The 14,083-nt window shown below is 75.0% G+C and carries 11 protein-coding genes; 5 read left to right on the plus strand and 6 right to left on the minus strand.

Going from position 1 to position 14,083, the window contains the following annotated elements; all coding sequences use genetic code 11:
- Positions 1 to 19 precede the first annotated feature (19 nt).
- From ACZ6ZT_RS09105 to ACZ6ZT_RS09115, 3 genes are read right to left on the minus strand one after another with little or no spacing between them, the layout of a single operon-like run.
- On the minus strand, positions 20 to 403 hold the full coding sequence (locus tag ACZ6ZT_RS09105) for a DUF742 domain-containing protein (protein WP_469716974.1): 384 nt from the start codon (positions 401 to 403) through the stop codon (positions 20 to 22).
- Positions 400 to 879: a roadblock/LC7 domain-containing protein gene (locus ACZ6ZT_RS09110; RefSeq protein WP_469716976.1), complete on the minus strand. Its 480-nt coding sequence runs from the start codon at positions 877 to 879 to the stop codon at positions 400 to 402. Before ACZ6ZT_RS09110 ends, ACZ6ZT_RS09105 begins: the two co-directional genes overlap by 4 nt.
- Positions 876 to 4,289: a sensor histidine kinase gene (locus tag ACZ6ZT_RS09115; RefSeq protein WP_469716978.1), complete on the minus strand. Its 3,414-nt coding sequence runs from the start codon at positions 4,287 to 4,289 to the stop codon at positions 876 to 878. Before ACZ6ZT_RS09115 ends, ACZ6ZT_RS09110 begins: the two co-directional genes overlap by 4 nt.
- Before the next feature lie 376 nt (positions 4,290 to 4,665).
- Here ACZ6ZT_RS09115 and ACZ6ZT_RS09120 point away from each other — a divergent pair, with 376 nt between their 5' ends.
- On the plus strand, positions 4,666 to 5,439 hold the full coding sequence (locus tag ACZ6ZT_RS09120; protein ID WP_469716980.1) for a protein phosphatase 2C domain-containing protein: 774 nt from the start codon (positions 4,666 to 4,668) through the stop codon (positions 5,437 to 5,439).
- A gap of 33 nt (positions 5,440 to 5,472) precedes the next feature.
- Here ACZ6ZT_RS09120 and ACZ6ZT_RS09125 read toward each other — a convergent pair whose 3' ends face one another.
- Together ACZ6ZT_RS09125 and lon are read right to left on the minus strand one after the other, a co-directional pair.
- Positions 5,473 to 5,913 (minus strand): MarR family winged helix-turn-helix transcriptional regulator, encoded by a 441-nt coding sequence (locus ACZ6ZT_RS09125; protein WP_469716982.1) that lies wholly within the window; start codon positions 5,911 to 5,913, stop codon positions 5,473 to 5,475.
- Between the two features lie 142 nt (positions 5,914 to 6,055).
- On the minus strand, positions 6,056 to 8,452 hold the full coding sequence (gene lon / locus ACZ6ZT_RS09130; protein WP_469716984.1) for an endopeptidase La: 2,397 nt from the start codon (positions 8,450 to 8,452) through the stop codon (positions 6,056 to 6,058).
- Positions 8,453 to 8,889: 437 nt separating this feature from the next.
- Between lon and ACZ6ZT_RS09135 the strand changes: the two genes are divergently transcribed.
- Entirely contained in the window at positions 8,890 to 9,747 is an 858-nt protein-coding gene (locus tag ACZ6ZT_RS09135) for an SDR family NAD(P)-dependent oxidoreductase (RefSeq protein ID WP_469716986.1), read from the plus strand.
- A gap of 96 nt (positions 9,748 to 9,843) precedes the next feature.
- Here ACZ6ZT_RS09135 and ACZ6ZT_RS09140 read toward each other — a convergent pair whose 3' ends face one another.
- Positions 9,844 to 11,112, minus strand: a complete 1,269-nt coding sequence (locus ACZ6ZT_RS09140; RefSeq protein ID WP_469716988.1) for a glycosyltransferase family 39 protein — start codon at positions 11,110 to 11,112, stop codon at positions 9,844 to 9,846.
- Between the two features lie 168 nt (positions 11,113 to 11,280).
- On the opposite strand from ACZ6ZT_RS09140, the gene ACZ6ZT_RS09145 reads away from it, so the two are divergent.
- From ACZ6ZT_RS09145 to ACZ6ZT_RS09155, 3 genes are all read left to right on the plus strand, one after another.
- Positions 11,281 to 11,853 (plus strand): hypothetical protein, encoded by a 573-nt coding sequence (locus tag ACZ6ZT_RS09145; RefSeq protein WP_469716990.1) that lies wholly within the window; start codon positions 11,281 to 11,283, stop codon positions 11,851 to 11,853.
- A gap of 221 nt (positions 11,854 to 12,074) precedes the next feature.
- Entirely contained in the window at positions 12,075 to 12,815 is a 741-nt protein-coding gene (locus tag ACZ6ZT_RS09150) for a response regulator transcription factor (RefSeq protein WP_362124241.1), read from the plus strand.
- On the plus strand, positions 12,812 to 13,891 hold the full coding sequence (locus ACZ6ZT_RS09155; RefSeq protein ID WP_469716992.1) for a HAMP domain-containing sensor histidine kinase: 1,080 nt from the start codon (positions 12,812 to 12,814) through the stop codon (positions 13,889 to 13,891). The genes ACZ6ZT_RS09150 and ACZ6ZT_RS09155 overlap by 4 nt, the downstream gene beginning before the upstream one ends.
- Positions 13,892 to 14,083 lie beyond the last annotated feature (192 nt).

The raw sequence follows: 14,083 nt of genomic DNA on the forward strand, positions 1-14,083 counted from the left end.
CTCCGTGACGGCGGCCCGGTCAGAGACTGCTGAGCCCACTGAGCACCCTTTCCAGCAGCGCGCGTTCGGGCCGGCCGGGGCCGTGCCCGGTGCCGTACACGCGGATCCGGCCCTGGTCGGCGAGGTCGCTGACCAGGACCCGGACCACGCCGAGCGGCAGCTTCAGCAGCGCGGCCACCTCGGCGATGGTCCGCATGCGGCGGCACACCTCGACGATGGCCCGCATCTCGGGCGTGCGGTCCGGCGTCGTGGCCGGGCCGGTGTCGAGGGCGGCGACGAACGTCTCGACCAGCAGCACCTGCGTGAAGCGGGTGCGGCCGCCCGTCAGCGAGTACGGGCGGACGCGGGCGGGGCGGCGGTCGGCGCCGCGTATCGGCAGCCGGTCGGAGGCCGTACTCCTCACGTGGTCTTCTCCATCGACTGGCGCAGCTCACTGCGGACTTCGGGGGTCAGGACGTGTCCGGCGCGGCCGACGAACAGGGCCATGTGGTAGGCGACGACGCCCATGTCGCAGTCGGGCGTGGCGTGCACGCCGAGCAGCGAGCCGTCGCTGATGGACATGACGAAGACGGAGCCGTGCTCCATCGCGACCATGGTCTGCTTGACGTGGCCGAACTCCATGAGCGCGGCGGCGCCGGTGGTGAGGCTGCCGAGGCCGGACACGATGGTGGCGAGGTCGGCCGAGGCGCCGCGGGGGCCCTTGGGCCGGTCGCGGCCCTGGGCGGACTCCCCCGCCGGGGCGGAGGAGAGCAGCAGCAGCCCGTCCGACGAGACGACGGCCACGGAGTTGACCCCGGGCACCTCCTCGACCAGGTCGGTCAGCAACCACTGCAGGTTGCGGGCCTGGGTGCTCAGTCCGTACGTACTGGGCGCGGTCATGTGCGAGCCTCCTGTGCGGTGTCCCCCTGGTCGGTGTGCCCCTGCCCCTGCCTCTGCCCCCGGTCCTGGGCGAGCTCGGCGGCGACGACGCGCCGCCCGTCCTGGGCGCCCTGGTAGAAGCCGCCGAGGCGGCGGCGCAGCTCCTCGGCGTCCACCCGGCGCGGCTCGGGGCGGGCCGCGGCGGGGCGTCCGGCGGCGGGGCCGGGGACGGAACGGGGGGTGCGCTTGGGCAGGCCCTTGCCGGTGACGGCGGCGGCCGCGGGCCCGGGGTCCGTGGGGTGGCCGGGGTGGCCGCCCTGGCGGGGCACGAAGCCGTCCTCGGCGTCGGCGGCGCGCAGGTGGGCCGGGGGTCCGGCGTCGGGGGCGGCGGCGGCGCGCGGGGGCGCGGGCGGCGTCGGCCCGTCGTGCTGTACGGGGACCACCGGTGCGGCGTCCGGTCCCCCGGCGGGGTCCCGCGGCGCGGGGTCGGCCACCGTGAAGGCCTCGCCGTCCGCGTCGGCGGTGACCCGCGCGAGGAGCTCCTCCCCGGGCCGGACCCCGGCGCCGACTCCGTCCGCGACCGGGGCCACGGAGGGCTCGGCCGGGGGCACGACCCGGGCCAGCAGCTCCTCGGCCGGGGTCTCGGCGGAGGCGGTGAACACCTGGTCGGCGGGCGGCGGCGGAGCATCGTCGAAGGCCTCCCCCAACGTCACCACCCGCCCGGCGAACGCGTCCCCGGCCTCGGCGTAATCCCCCGACGCGGGGTCGGCCTGGGGGTCGGCGGCATACGCACCCGGCGCGGGGTCGGCCTGCGGATCGGCGGCGTAATCCCCCGCCCCGGGGTCGACCTGCGGATCGGCGGCGTACGCCCCCGCCCCGGAACCGGCCTGTCCGGCGTCGACGCCCCCGGCGGAGGGGTCCCCGTACGGGTGCCTCTCGTCCTCGGTGCCCCGGCCGGTCCCGCCCGGCGCGTCGGCGCCGTCGGCGGATGCGGGGCCCGCGTCCGCCACCGGGGCGGCGAACGCACCGGCCCCGGCATCCGGACCGGCGGAGCCCAGCCCCTCGGCGTCCCCGCCCTCGAAGCCCGGACCGGCGGTGCTCAGGTCCTCGGAGCCCCGACCCCTGGCGCCCAGCACCTCGACGCCCGGCCCCTCAGCCGCCACCACATCGGCGGCGCCGTCGTCCGCGGTGTCCCGCGGCTCCGGGTCGAAGGCCTCGGCCAGGGTGACCACGCGGGCCGGTGCCTCCGGTTCCGCGAAGCCCTGGACGGCGTCCGTGTTCGCGTCCACGGCCGGCTCGGACTCCGGCTCCGGGCGGGGCCGCGGCGGGAGGGTGTTCTCGTTGGCCTCGGCGACCACCCCGGGCAACAGCAGCGCGGGCGCGCCGGGCGAGGCCAGGGTGTGGACCGGGGAGAGGGGTCCGGCGACGGGCAACAGGGACGCCGGGACGACGACCAGTGCCTCGGTGCCGCCGTGCCGCGGGGCCCGCAGCTCGGCCGTCACGCCGTGGCGCGCCGCGAGCCGCCCGGCGACGTACAGGCCGAGGCCCAGGCCGTGTTCGGCCTCGGGCTCCTCGTCGTAGGCCTCGGGGGTGGCCAGGCGCAGGTTCAGCGCGGCGAGCCGGTCGCCGGTGACGCCGATGCCCTCGTCGACGATGGACAGCACCACCTCGCCGGAGTCCTGGAGCCGGCCGGAGACCTTCACCTTGACCTCGGGCGGGGAGAACGTGGTGGCGTTCTCCAGGAGTTCGGCGAGGACGTGCGCGATGTCGTCGGCGGCGTGGCCGGCGACCTGGATGCCGCCGGGGAGGGCGGCGAGGTCGACGCGTTCGTAGCGCTCGATCTCGCTGACGGCGGCCCGGACGACGTCGACCAGCGGCACCGGCAGGCTCTGGCCGTGGCCGTGTTCCTGTCCGGCGAGGACCAGCTGGTTCTCGTTGTGGCGGCGCATCACGGTCGCCAGGTGGTCCAGCTTGAAGAGGGTGGCGAGCCGGTCGGGGTCGCCCTCCTTGGACTCCAGTTCCTCGATCACCGTGAGCTGACGCTCGACCAGGCCGAGGGTGCGCCGCGAGAGGGAGACCGACGTCGTCGACATGACGCGGCGGTGTTCCTCCAGCCCGGCGCGCAGTTCCTTCAGCTCCTTCTCCAGGGCGTCACGGCCGCTGGACAGGGCTTCGTTGCGGCCGATGAGCCGGCGCCGGTCGGCGTCGAGTCCGGCGATCCGGGTGTGCAGGGAGACCGTCTGGTCCCGTACGGCGTTGAGGTGCCGGACGACCTCGGCGAACTCGTCGTTGCGGCCGGTGAAGCGGACCGGTTCGACCGAGCCCTCGGCCGTGGTCAGCCGCTCGGCGCCGCGCCGCAGGACCGACAGCGGCCGGGTCAGGGAGCGGGCGACGGCGGTGGAGAAGCCGACGACGAAGAGGAAGAGCACGCCGAGCCCGGCGACCACCAGTTCGAGGCGGGTCACGTCGTCGTCGCGCAGGGTGGCGAGGGCGGTGGCCCGCTGGCCCGCGAGGGTGGACTCCACCGAGCGCATGCGGTCGAGGCGGGCGGTGAGGGCCGAGCCGACGGCCCCGGGGTCGGCCTTGCGGTCGGCCGGGGTGAGGGTGGGCCGGTCGGTGAGCCGCTTGAGGTGGTCGTCGGCGGCCTTGACCTCGGGGCCGGTGACGGTGACCGCGAGGACCTGGCGTACGTCGGGGCGCGCGGCGCGGTTGAAGTCGTCCAGCGCGGCCTGTTCCCGGACCCGGGACCGCTGTGCGGCGGTGGTGAGTTCGTCGGCGACGGCGGAGTTCGGGAGCTGCTCGCCGCGGGGGACGGCCAGGGCGGCGAGCAGCAGTCCGCGGGTGGCGGAGGCCTGGTCGACGGCCTGGCCCAGCGGGGCCATGGGCCGGGTGACGGCGAGGGCGGCCTCCGCGCGGGGCGGGGTGAGTTCGGCGAGCCGGTCACCGGGCGCGAGGAGTTCGGCGATGAGGCCGGAGTAGGCCTGGTGGGCGGCGAGGGCGGTGCCCTTGCCGTCGACGGCTTCGGTGCGGACGGCCTTGACCCGGCCGAGGGCGCGGGCGAGTTCGGCGTCGGCCTCGGGCCGCAGCTCGGCGATCTGGCGGTCGGTGCCCGCGGTGCGCTCGTCGACGGACGCCCTGGCACTGCCGGGCCGGCCCTTCGCGGCGAACTCGGCGACGGCGTCGCGCTCGTCGCCCAGCAGGTGGGCGAGGGTGAGGGCGTGCTGTGTCTGTTCGGCGAGGGTGACCAGCCGCTGGGAGTCGTTCAGTTCCCTGCTCGCGGAGACCACGGCGGGGGCGCCGGCCGCGAGGACGGTGAGTCCGGCGACGGCCACTCCGACCACCAGCCTGCGGCGGACGCGGACGCGCCGCCCCGCGTTGGCGGGTCCGTCGGCGCTGGCGGTGCCGTTCTTCCGAGACCGCTTCTTCTGCACCGGTGCTCGCAATCCTGTACGTGTGCTCGTGCTCGTCTACTCGTGTGGCCGAGGTAACGGCCGGTCAACAAGTAAACGCCCCCTGCCCCCTCGTACCGCCTCAGACCTTCGCAGTGTGTTGGGAGGAGAGCCGCACATCGCCCACCCGGCCACTCGAAGGAGTGAACATCACAGAGGAGGGGCCGACCAACTCGGGCACCGCGTGTCAGGCGGCGTCCGTGGACGGGCGGTTGAAAGATCCAGCCGGGCTTTGGCAGTATGCCCGCCCACATCGGCGCGGAGCGGTGGCGCGCCCGTCCGGCGGCTGCCGGAAACGCTGCCCCTATTGGTACGGACCTTCCCACGTACGGGCGTTACGCACGGGCAGAATGTCCCCATGCGCATCGACCTGGCCTCGGCCCCCGGTGATCCGGAACGCCCCAATGAGGATTGGGTGTCGGCGTCGGTACCTGCGGCGGGGGGAGGCGTCCTGGTCGTCCTGGACGGGGTCACCCCACCGCGCGGCGACGACGGGTGCGTGCACGGAGTGCCGTGGTTCTCGACGCGGCTCGGCGGCCGATTGACCGAACTGTCCGGATCCCGGCGGGACACGCCGCTGGACCGGATCCTGGCGCGGGCCATCGGCGACACGGCCGACGCGCATCGCGACACCTGTGACCTTTCTCACGTACGCACCCCCCAGGCGACGGTGGTCCTCGTGCGCTGGGACGAGGCCCGCGTGGAGCACCTGGTGCTCTCGGACTCCGTCCTCCTGCTCCGCGCGCCCGGCGGCGCCGTCACGGCCGTGCTCGACGACCGGCTGGACCGGATCCCGCGCGCGGTGCTCGGCTCGGTGGCGGCGACCGACGCGCTGCGCAACGCGCACGGGGGCTTCTTCACCGCGGCCGCCGACCCGGCGGTGGTGGCCCGGGCGGTGACCGGGAGCACCCCGCGCGAGCGGGTCCGGGCGGTGGCGGCGCTCACGGACGGGGCGAGCCGCTGGACGGACACCTTCGGGGAGGGCGACTGGGCGGCCTGCCTGGACGTGCTGCGCAAGGAGGGCGCCGAGGGGCTGATCGGCCGGGTGCGGGCCATCGAGTCCGATCCGCGGCGCCCGCCGGCCCGCGGCAAGCGCCACGACGACGCCACGGCGGTCTACGCGGAACTCTGAGGGCGCCCCCGTGTCATCACGCCCCCCGCCCCCTCACTCCTCGCCGGAGTTCAGCTGGTTGAGCAGCCGGGCCAGTTCCGCCACCTCGCCCCGGTCCCAGTCGGCCAGCTTGCGCATGTACTGCTCGCGCCGGGCTCCCCGTACCCGCAGGAAGCGGGCCCGGCCCTCGTCGGTGAGGCCGATGAGGAAGGCGCGGCCGTCGGCGGGGTCCGGTTCGCGGGCCACCAGGCCCAGCAGCTCCAGGGCGCGCAGCTGGCGGCTCATGGTGGCCTTGCCGACCCCGAAGTAGGCGGCGAGTTCGGTGGCCCGCTGGCGGCCCGCCGCCTCCAGCCGGACCAGCAGCCCGTACGCGGCGGGCTCCAGCTCGGGGTGGAGCGCCCGGGCCATCTCCCCGGAGGAGGCGCGGGCCCGCCGGAGGAAGACGGACAGCTCCCGCTCCAGGGCAAGGAACTCCTGGTCTTCGCTCCCGTGCACGTTCCGCTCCGATCACTGGTGGTGGGTCTCCGGAGCCCGTACGGGCCCTCGGCAGGGGCCCCAGTATTTCGCAGCGGGTACGCCGACGGCCCGGGGCCCCGCCGAAGCGGGCTCCCGGGCCGTGCGCGCCCTCGGGCGCAGGTCAGGCGGCCTTGGTGAAGGAGACCTCGGCGGAGGAGAGGGCCAGCTCCAGCACCTGGCGCACGTCCGTCACCGGGTGCACCTCCAGCCCCTCCAGCACCTCGGCCGGGACGTCGTCCAGATCGGCCTCGTTCCGCTTCGGGATGATCACCGTGGTCAGGCCCGCCCGGTGCGCGGCGAGCAGCTTCTGCTTGACCCCGCCGATGGGCAGCACCCGGCCGGTGAGGGAGACCTCGCCGGTCATGGCCACGTCCGTCCGCACCTGCCGCCCCGAGAGCAGCGAGGCGAGCGCCGTCGTCATCGTGATGCCCGCGCTCGGGCCGTCCTTCGGCACCGCGCCCGCCGGGAAGTGGATGTGCACGCCCCGGTCCTTCAGATCGGCGACCGGCAGCTCCAGTTCGGCGCCGTGCGAGCGCAGGAAGCTCAGCGCGATCTGCGCCGACTCCTTCATCACGTCGCCCAGCTGCCCGGTCAGCGTCAGCCCCGCCGCCCCGGTCTCGGGATCGGCCAGCGAGGCCTCCACGAACAGCACGTCACCGCCCGCCCCGGTCACGGCGAGGCCGGTGGCCACGCCGGGGACGGCGGTGCGCCGCTCGGCCGGGTCCTGCGCGGACTCCGGGACGTGGTGCGGGCGTCCGATGAGCCCGCGCAGGTCCCCGGCGCCGATCCGCAGGGGCAGCTCGCGCTCGCCCAGCTCGTGCTGCGAGGCCACCTTGCGCAGCAGCCGCGCGAGGGACCGCTCCAGGGTGCGCACGCCGGCCTCGCGGGTGTACTCCCCGGCCAGCCTGCGCAGGGCGTCCTCCTCCAGGACCACCTCGTCGGCGGCCAGCCCGGCGCGCTCCAGCTGCCGGGGCAGCAGGTGGTCGCGGGCGATGACGACCTTCTCGTCCTCGGTGTAACCGTCGAGGCGGACGAGCTCCATGCGGTCGGCGAGCGCCTCGGGGATGGCTTCGAGCACGTTCGCGGTGGCCAGGAACACCACGTCGCTCAGGTCCAGCTCCACCTCCAGGTAGTGGTCGCGGAAGGTGTGGTTCTGCGCGGGGTCCAGCACCTCCAGCAGCGCGGCCGCCGGGTCGCCGCGGAAGTCGGAGCCGACCTTGTCGATCTCGTCCAGGAGCACGACCGGGTTCATCGAGCCGGCCTCCTTGATGGCCCGCACGATGCGGCCGGGCAGCGCGCCGACGTACGTACGGCGGTGGCCGCGGATCTCGGCCTCGTCCCGTACGCCGCCGAGGGCGACGCGGACGAACTTGCGGCCCATCGCATGGGCCACCGACTCGCCGAGGGAGGTCTTTCCGACGCCGGGAGGCCCGACCAGCGCCAGGACGGCGCCCCCGCGCCGCCCGCCGATGACGCCCATGCCCCGCTCGAAGCGGCGCTTGCGCACGGCGAGGTATTCGGTGATGCGGTCCTTCACGTCGCTGAGCCCGGCGTGCTCGGCGTCGAGGATCGCACGGGCGCCGCGGATGTCGTACTCGTCCTCGGTCCGCTCGTTCCAGGGCAGCTCCAGCACCGTGTCGAGCCAGGTCCTGATCCAGGACCCCTCGGGCGACTGGTCGCTGGCCCGTTCCAGCTTCTCGACCTCCTTGAGGGCGGCCTCGCGCACCTTCTCGGGCAGGTCGGCGGCCTCGACGCGGGCGCGGTAGTCGTCGGACTCCTCGCCGTCCTTCTCGCCGTTCAGTTCGCGCAGTTCCTTGCGGACGGCTTCGAGCTGGCGGCGCAGCAGGAACTCGCGCTGCTGCTTGTCGACGCCGTCCTGGACGTCCTTGGCGATGGACTCGGCGACGTCCTGCTCGGCGAGGTGGTCGCTGAGCGCCTTGACGGCGAGCCTGAGGCGGGTGACCGGGTCGGCGGTCTCCAGCAGTTCTACCTTCTGGGCGACGCTCAGGAACGGCGAGTACCCGGAGTTGTCGGCGAGCGCCGAGACCCCCTCGATCTGCTGGACCCGGTCCACGACCTGCCAGGCGCCGCGCTTCTTCAGCCAGCTGGTGGCGAGGGCCTTGTACTCCTTGACGAGCTCGGTGACGGCGCCGGGCAGCGGATCGGGCACCGTCTCGTCGACGGTCTCGCCCTCCACCCACAGCGCGGCCCCCGGGCCGGTGGTCCCGGCGCCGATACGGACGCGGCCGCGGCCGCGGATGAGCGCTCCCGGGTCCCCGTCGGAGAGCCTGCCGACCTGCTCGACGGTCCCGAGCACACCGGTGCCGGTGTACGTGCCGTCGACGCGGGGCACGAGCAGCACCCGGGGCTTACCGGTCCCGGCCGCCGCCTGCGCCGCCTCCACGGCCGCGCGCACCTCGGCGTCGGACAGGTCCAGCGGTACCACCATTCCGGGCAGCACGACCTCGTCGTCGAGCGGCAACACGGGCAGGGTGAGCGTTACGGACGTCGAAGCCATGATCTTCCCTCCGGCAGTGAAGTTGAGCTATGCCGACTCAATGCATGTGCGCCGCCCAATGTTCCCCAACCAGCGTTCGCCGGGGGCGAACACCCGCCCCGCGGGGAAACGAGCTGCGGCTCGGCGTCCAGCACCCGGAGGACGGCCCGCTCAGGCCGATGCGGCGGCTGGTCGGCGAGGAGGAGGTGTGCGTGTTCTGCGGCGACGAGGGAAACGTCGCCGCAGAACCCTGGCGCCACGAGGACGGCGGACTGCGGGACTGGCTCGTCTGCCTGGCCTGCGGCACGAGCAACCAGCGCCACGCCACGGAACCACCGCCCCGGCCCCCTGACGCGCCGAGACGAACCGTCTTGACTGACGATCACCCCCAGAGGCACACTGACAACCACCAAGACGAACCGTCTCGTCTTGCACACTACGACGACGGGAGCCCACCCATGCGCACTCCATCCGCCGACACCGGCCGGGTCTGGTTCGTCACCGGCGCCAGCCGCGGCCTCGGCCGGGCCTTCGCCGACGCGGCCCTGGCCGCCGGCGACCGCGTCGCCGTCGCCGCCCGCAGCACCGAGCCGCTGGAGGAACTCGCCGCCGCCCATCCCGGCCGGGTGCTGCCCCTCCCCCTGGACGTCACCGACCGGGACGCCGTCTTCGCGGCCGTCGCCGAGGCCGTACGCCACTTCGGGCGGCTCGACGTCGTCGTCAACAACGCCGGGACGCTGACCATGGGCATGGTCGAGGAGTTCACCGAGGCCGAGGCCCGCGCCCAGCTGGAGGTCAACTTCTTCGGCGCGCTGTGGGTGACCCAGGCCGTCATGCCGGTCCTGCGCGGACAGGGCGCGGGACACCTCGTACAGATATCGAGCATCGGCGCCCTCAGCGGCTTCCCCAGCACCGGGCTCTACAGCGCGAGCAAGTGCGCCCTGGAGGGGATGAGCGAGGCCGTCGCCATGGAGGCGGCCGGCTTCGGGGTGAAGGTGAGCATCGTCCAGCCCGGCGGCTACTGGACCGACCTCTACACGGCGATGCACGCCACCACCCCGCAGGAGCCGTACGCCCCGCTGCGGGCGGAACTGGAGCAGCAGTTCGCGGAGGGCTCCGTCGACAGCGACCCGGCACTCGCCGCCCGCGCCCTGCTCACCCTGGTCGACAGCGACGAACCGCCGCTGCGCCTGCTGCTGGGCAGCATGGTCTACGACCTGGCCTTCGACATCGCCCGCCGCCGCATGGCCACCTGGGCCTCCTGGGAACCGGTCAGCCGCGCCGCAGAGGCGGCGGTACCCGCGCCGACCGCCTGAGCGCCGGGCGCCTGCGGGCCGGGGGGCGCTGGGAGGCGGGGAGGGCGATGCGGTCTGCTGTGTGGGCGAGCCGTCTGGGGCGGGGCGCAACCCCCCTCACCCGCAACCCCCCCGTTTCGCGTACACCGCCACGCGGGCGCCCCTGACCTGGGTTACCGAGCAGCGGTCGAAGGCCGTGGTCAGGGTGTCGCGTTTGGCGGCTTCCGGGGGGTACGGGTCCTGGGGCTGGTCCGGGGGGTCCAGGAGGGCTATCACCCTGGGGGAGGCCAGCAGGGCCTCGCGGATGCGGGGCGGGGGGAGTTCGGTGCCGTGGAGGGTGTGCGAAGCCGTCGGGGGGCCGTCCAGGGCGATGTCGCGCAGGCCCTCGTACACCGTCGGCGAGGACAGCAGCCACTCGCGGCGCCGGGACGGCATGAAGAGCACCGCGTCGCCCGGGCGCGCGCGTTCCCGTACGGCGGCGGCGACCGCGAGGGCGTCGTCCTTGCGGCTCTCGGGGGTGCGCAGCCACGCCGACCAGCAGCCCGTCGGCACCAGCAGGGCCGCCGCCAGCAGCCATGGCCACCCCGTGCGGGCGCGGGCCAGGCGGGCTCCGGCGAGGAGGGCGAGGCCGGCGAGCGCGTAGAGGACGTACCGGTCGACGTACCAGGGGTGCACCAGCGAGAGGGTCATCAGCAGGCCCGGCGGCAGCAGTGCGAGCGGTACGGCGACCCGGGCGAGGTCCGTGAGGTCGCGTCGGGCGGCGCCCCGGGCGAGCAGCAGGACGGAGCCGGTGAGGACTCCGTACGCCGACCAGTCCTGCCAGGAGGGGCGTCCCAGCCAGCCCAGTTGCGCCTGCGCCTGCCGGGCGCTGACCAGGGCGAGCGGCAGGAGCCCGGCGGCCACGGCGGCGGCGCTGCGGCGCCAGCCGCGGGAGTGGCGGGCGGCGGGGGCATGGGCGAGCAGGGCGAGGGCGGCGAACTCGTGCAGCCAGCAGCCGGCGAGCAGCACGGCCGCGTACGCCGTCCACCGCTCGCGCAGCATCAGGTAGGTGGCCCAGGCCACGGCGGCGGCCACGAGGGCGTACGAGCGTCCCTCCTGGGCGTACATCTGCACCGGCGGGAGCAGGGCGTAGGCGCAGCCGGCGAGCAGCGCGGCGCGTTCGCCGGCCAGCCGGTGTCCGACCGCGGCCACCCCGGCGGCGGCGAGCGCGGTGGCGGCCACGGAGGGCAGCCGCAGCGCCCAGAGGCCGCCGTCCCACAGGCCGAACACCCCGTGCATCAGCAGGTAGTAGAGGCCGTGGACGGCGTCGACCTGGCCGAGGAGCCCGGCGAGGTCGGGGAGGGTGCGGTGGGCGGCCTGCCAGGTGGTGGATTCGTCGCGCCACATGCTGCCGCCGCGTTCCAGGGCGAGCAGGCCGAGGAGGGCGGCGAGGAGCGGGGGCAGCCAGCGCCAGGGGGCGGTGCGGCGGATGGGGGCCTCCGGGGTTCGGGTGCTTTCGGTGGCGGGGCGGGGACTCCATACTCGGGGTTCGGCCGAGTCCCCGCGGAGGTGGGTGTGCGAGCGTCCCGAGTGGTGTGCGTGGTGGCCGTGGCGGCGGCGGTGCTGGCGGGCGCGGCCGGGTGCGGTCCGGGCGGGCGGCCCGCGTCGCCGGCGTCGGCCACCACGTCGGCGTCGGTGTCCGGGGGGCCGGGCGGGCCGGGCTCCGTGCCCCCGGCGCGCACCCCGGCGCGCACCCCGTCCGCGCCCCCTTCCGCGAGCCCCTCCACCCACTCGTCCCGGCCGGCCTCGCAGGCCCTCCTCGGGGTCACCCGCACCGGCGGCTACGCGGGCCGGAGCCACACCCTCCGCATCGCCGGGGACGGCTCCTGGACCCGGCAGGGCGCCGACGGGCGGCCGGAGGGGTCGGGCCGGCTGGACCCGGCCGGGCTGGAGGCGCTGCGGGTGGCCCTGCGCGAGGCGGACCTGCCCCGGCTGCCCCGGGCCGCGAGGGCGGATCCGCCGGTCAGGGACGGTTTCACGTACGCCTTCGTCCACGACGGCGTCGAGGTCTCGGCCGACCAGGACGCCCTGGCCCCGGGCCTGGTGAAGGTGCTGGCCGCCCTCCCGGGCCTCGACCCGGAGTCCTGAGACCCGGGCCCCGCCGCCCCGGTGTCGCGGCCGCCTCCCGGGCTGCTCCGTTCGGGGGACCCCGGCGCGGGGCCGCCCGTGGGCCGCGCCTCGTCCGGGGGGCTCCCCCGGGGGCCGGGCGTCACCCGCCGGTCACTGTCCGAACCGCACATAGCCGCAGGCCGGTGGCTCCTCTACGCTGCACCCCAACACGCGACACGCGGGATCTTCAGGGGCGGGACATGGAACAGACACACACCACCCACAGCGGCGCCGCGGCCACCCCCGGCGCCCAGCGGCGCGTGCTCGTGGTCGAGGACGACCGCACCATCGCCGACGCCATCGCGGCCCGGCTGCGCGCCGAGGGCTTCCAGGTGCAGACGGCGTACGACGGGCCGGCCGCGGTGGCGGCCGCCGAGAGCTGGCTGCCGGAGCTGCTGGTGCTGGACGTCATGCTGCCGGGCTTCGACGGGCTGGAGGTGTGCCGCCGGGTGCAGGCGCAGCGGCCCGTCCCGGTGCTGATGCTGACCGCCCGCGACGACGAGACGGACATGCTGGTCGGCCTCGGGGTCGGGGCGGACGACTACATGACGAAACCGTTCTCGATGCGCGAGCTGGCCGCGCGGGTCCACGTACTGCTGCGCCGGGTGGAGCGGGCCACGCTGGCCGCGCACACCCCGCGCGGGGCGACGCTGCGCCTGGGCGACCTGGAGATCGACCACGCGCAGCGCCGGGTCCGGGTGCAGGCGGAGGACGTGCACCTGACGCCGACGGAGTTCGACCTGCTGGTGTGCCTGGCGGGGACGCCGCGCGCGGTGCTCTCGCGGGAGCAGCTCCTCGCCGAGGTGTGGGACTGGGCCGACGCGTCGGGCACCCGTACGGTCGACAGCCACATCAAGGCGCTGCGCCGCAAGATCGGCGCGGAGCGGATCCGTACGGTCCATGGCGTCGGGTACGCCCTGGAGACCCCGGCGCAGCCGTGACCGGGCGGCCGCCCGGGACGGGGCTGCGGCCCTTCTCGCCGTTCTCGATCAAGACGAAGCTGGGCACGCTCGTCGTGGTGTCGGTGTTCATCACCACGGGCCTGCTGATGGTGGCCCTGCGCACGGCGACGGAGCTGCGGTTCATCACGGTGTTCTCGGTGATCGCCTCGATGCTGATCACCCAGTTCGTGGCGCACAGTCTGACGGCCCCGCTGGACGACATGACGACGGTGGCCCGGGCGATATCCCACGGGGACTACACGCGCCGGGTGCGCGGGGCCGGGCGCCGGGACGAGCTGGGCGACCTGGCCTCGACGATCAACCTGATGGCCGATGACCTGGAGGCGGTGGACCGGCACCGCAAGGAACTGGTCGCGAACGTCTCGCACGAGCTCCGTACGCCGATCGCGGCGCTGCGGGCGGTGCTGGAGAACGTCGTGGACGGGGTGTCGCAGGCCGATCCGGAGACGATGCGGACGGCGCTGAAGCAGACGGAGCGCCTCGGCCGGCTGGTGGAGACGCTGCTGGACCTGTCCCGGGTGGACAACGGGGTGGTGCCGCTGAGGGCGCGCCGCTTCGAGGTGTGGCCGTACCTGTCGGGGGTGCTGAAGGAGTCGGGGCTGGCGGCGGCCGGGCGGCCGGGGCTGGCGTCCGGCTCGGGCGGGCACACCCGTAACGACGTGCACCTGCATCTGGACGTGTTCCCGACCGAGCTGACGGCGTACGCGGACGCGGAGCGGCTGCACCAGGTGGTGGCGAACCTGATCGACAACGCGGTCAAGCACAGTCCGCCGCACGGCCGGGTCACGGTCCGCGCCCGGGCGGGCGAGGCGGCCGGGAGCCTGGCCCTGGAGGTCGTGGACGAGGGTCCCGGCATCCCGGAGGCCGAGCGGCACCGGGTCTTCGAGCGCTTCAACCGGGGCGCGGCGCGGGGCGGTGACGGGGGGACCGGTCTGGGGCTGGCGATCGCCCGTTGGGCGGTCGGCCTGCACGGGGGCCATATCGGCGTGGCCGAATCGTCACGGGGTTGCCGAATCCTTGTCACTCTTCCGGGCAGCTCACCGGCACGGTCTTGACGTAGGGTTCCTGAGGGAAGGACATGATCTCGGCCACACGTGCCCGGGGTCGTCAGGGGTGCGAGGCCTTACGGGTCGCAACCTGGGTGCCCCCTACCCGAACCACGCTTGTTTCCCGCCATTCCACGTGACGAAACCCGCCGTTCGGTGTGACCTGCGCGACGGAAGTCCCGCCCGGACTGCATCACCCCC

The sequence above is a fragment of the Streptomyces sp. NPDC102258 genome (genome assembly GCF_055584685.1).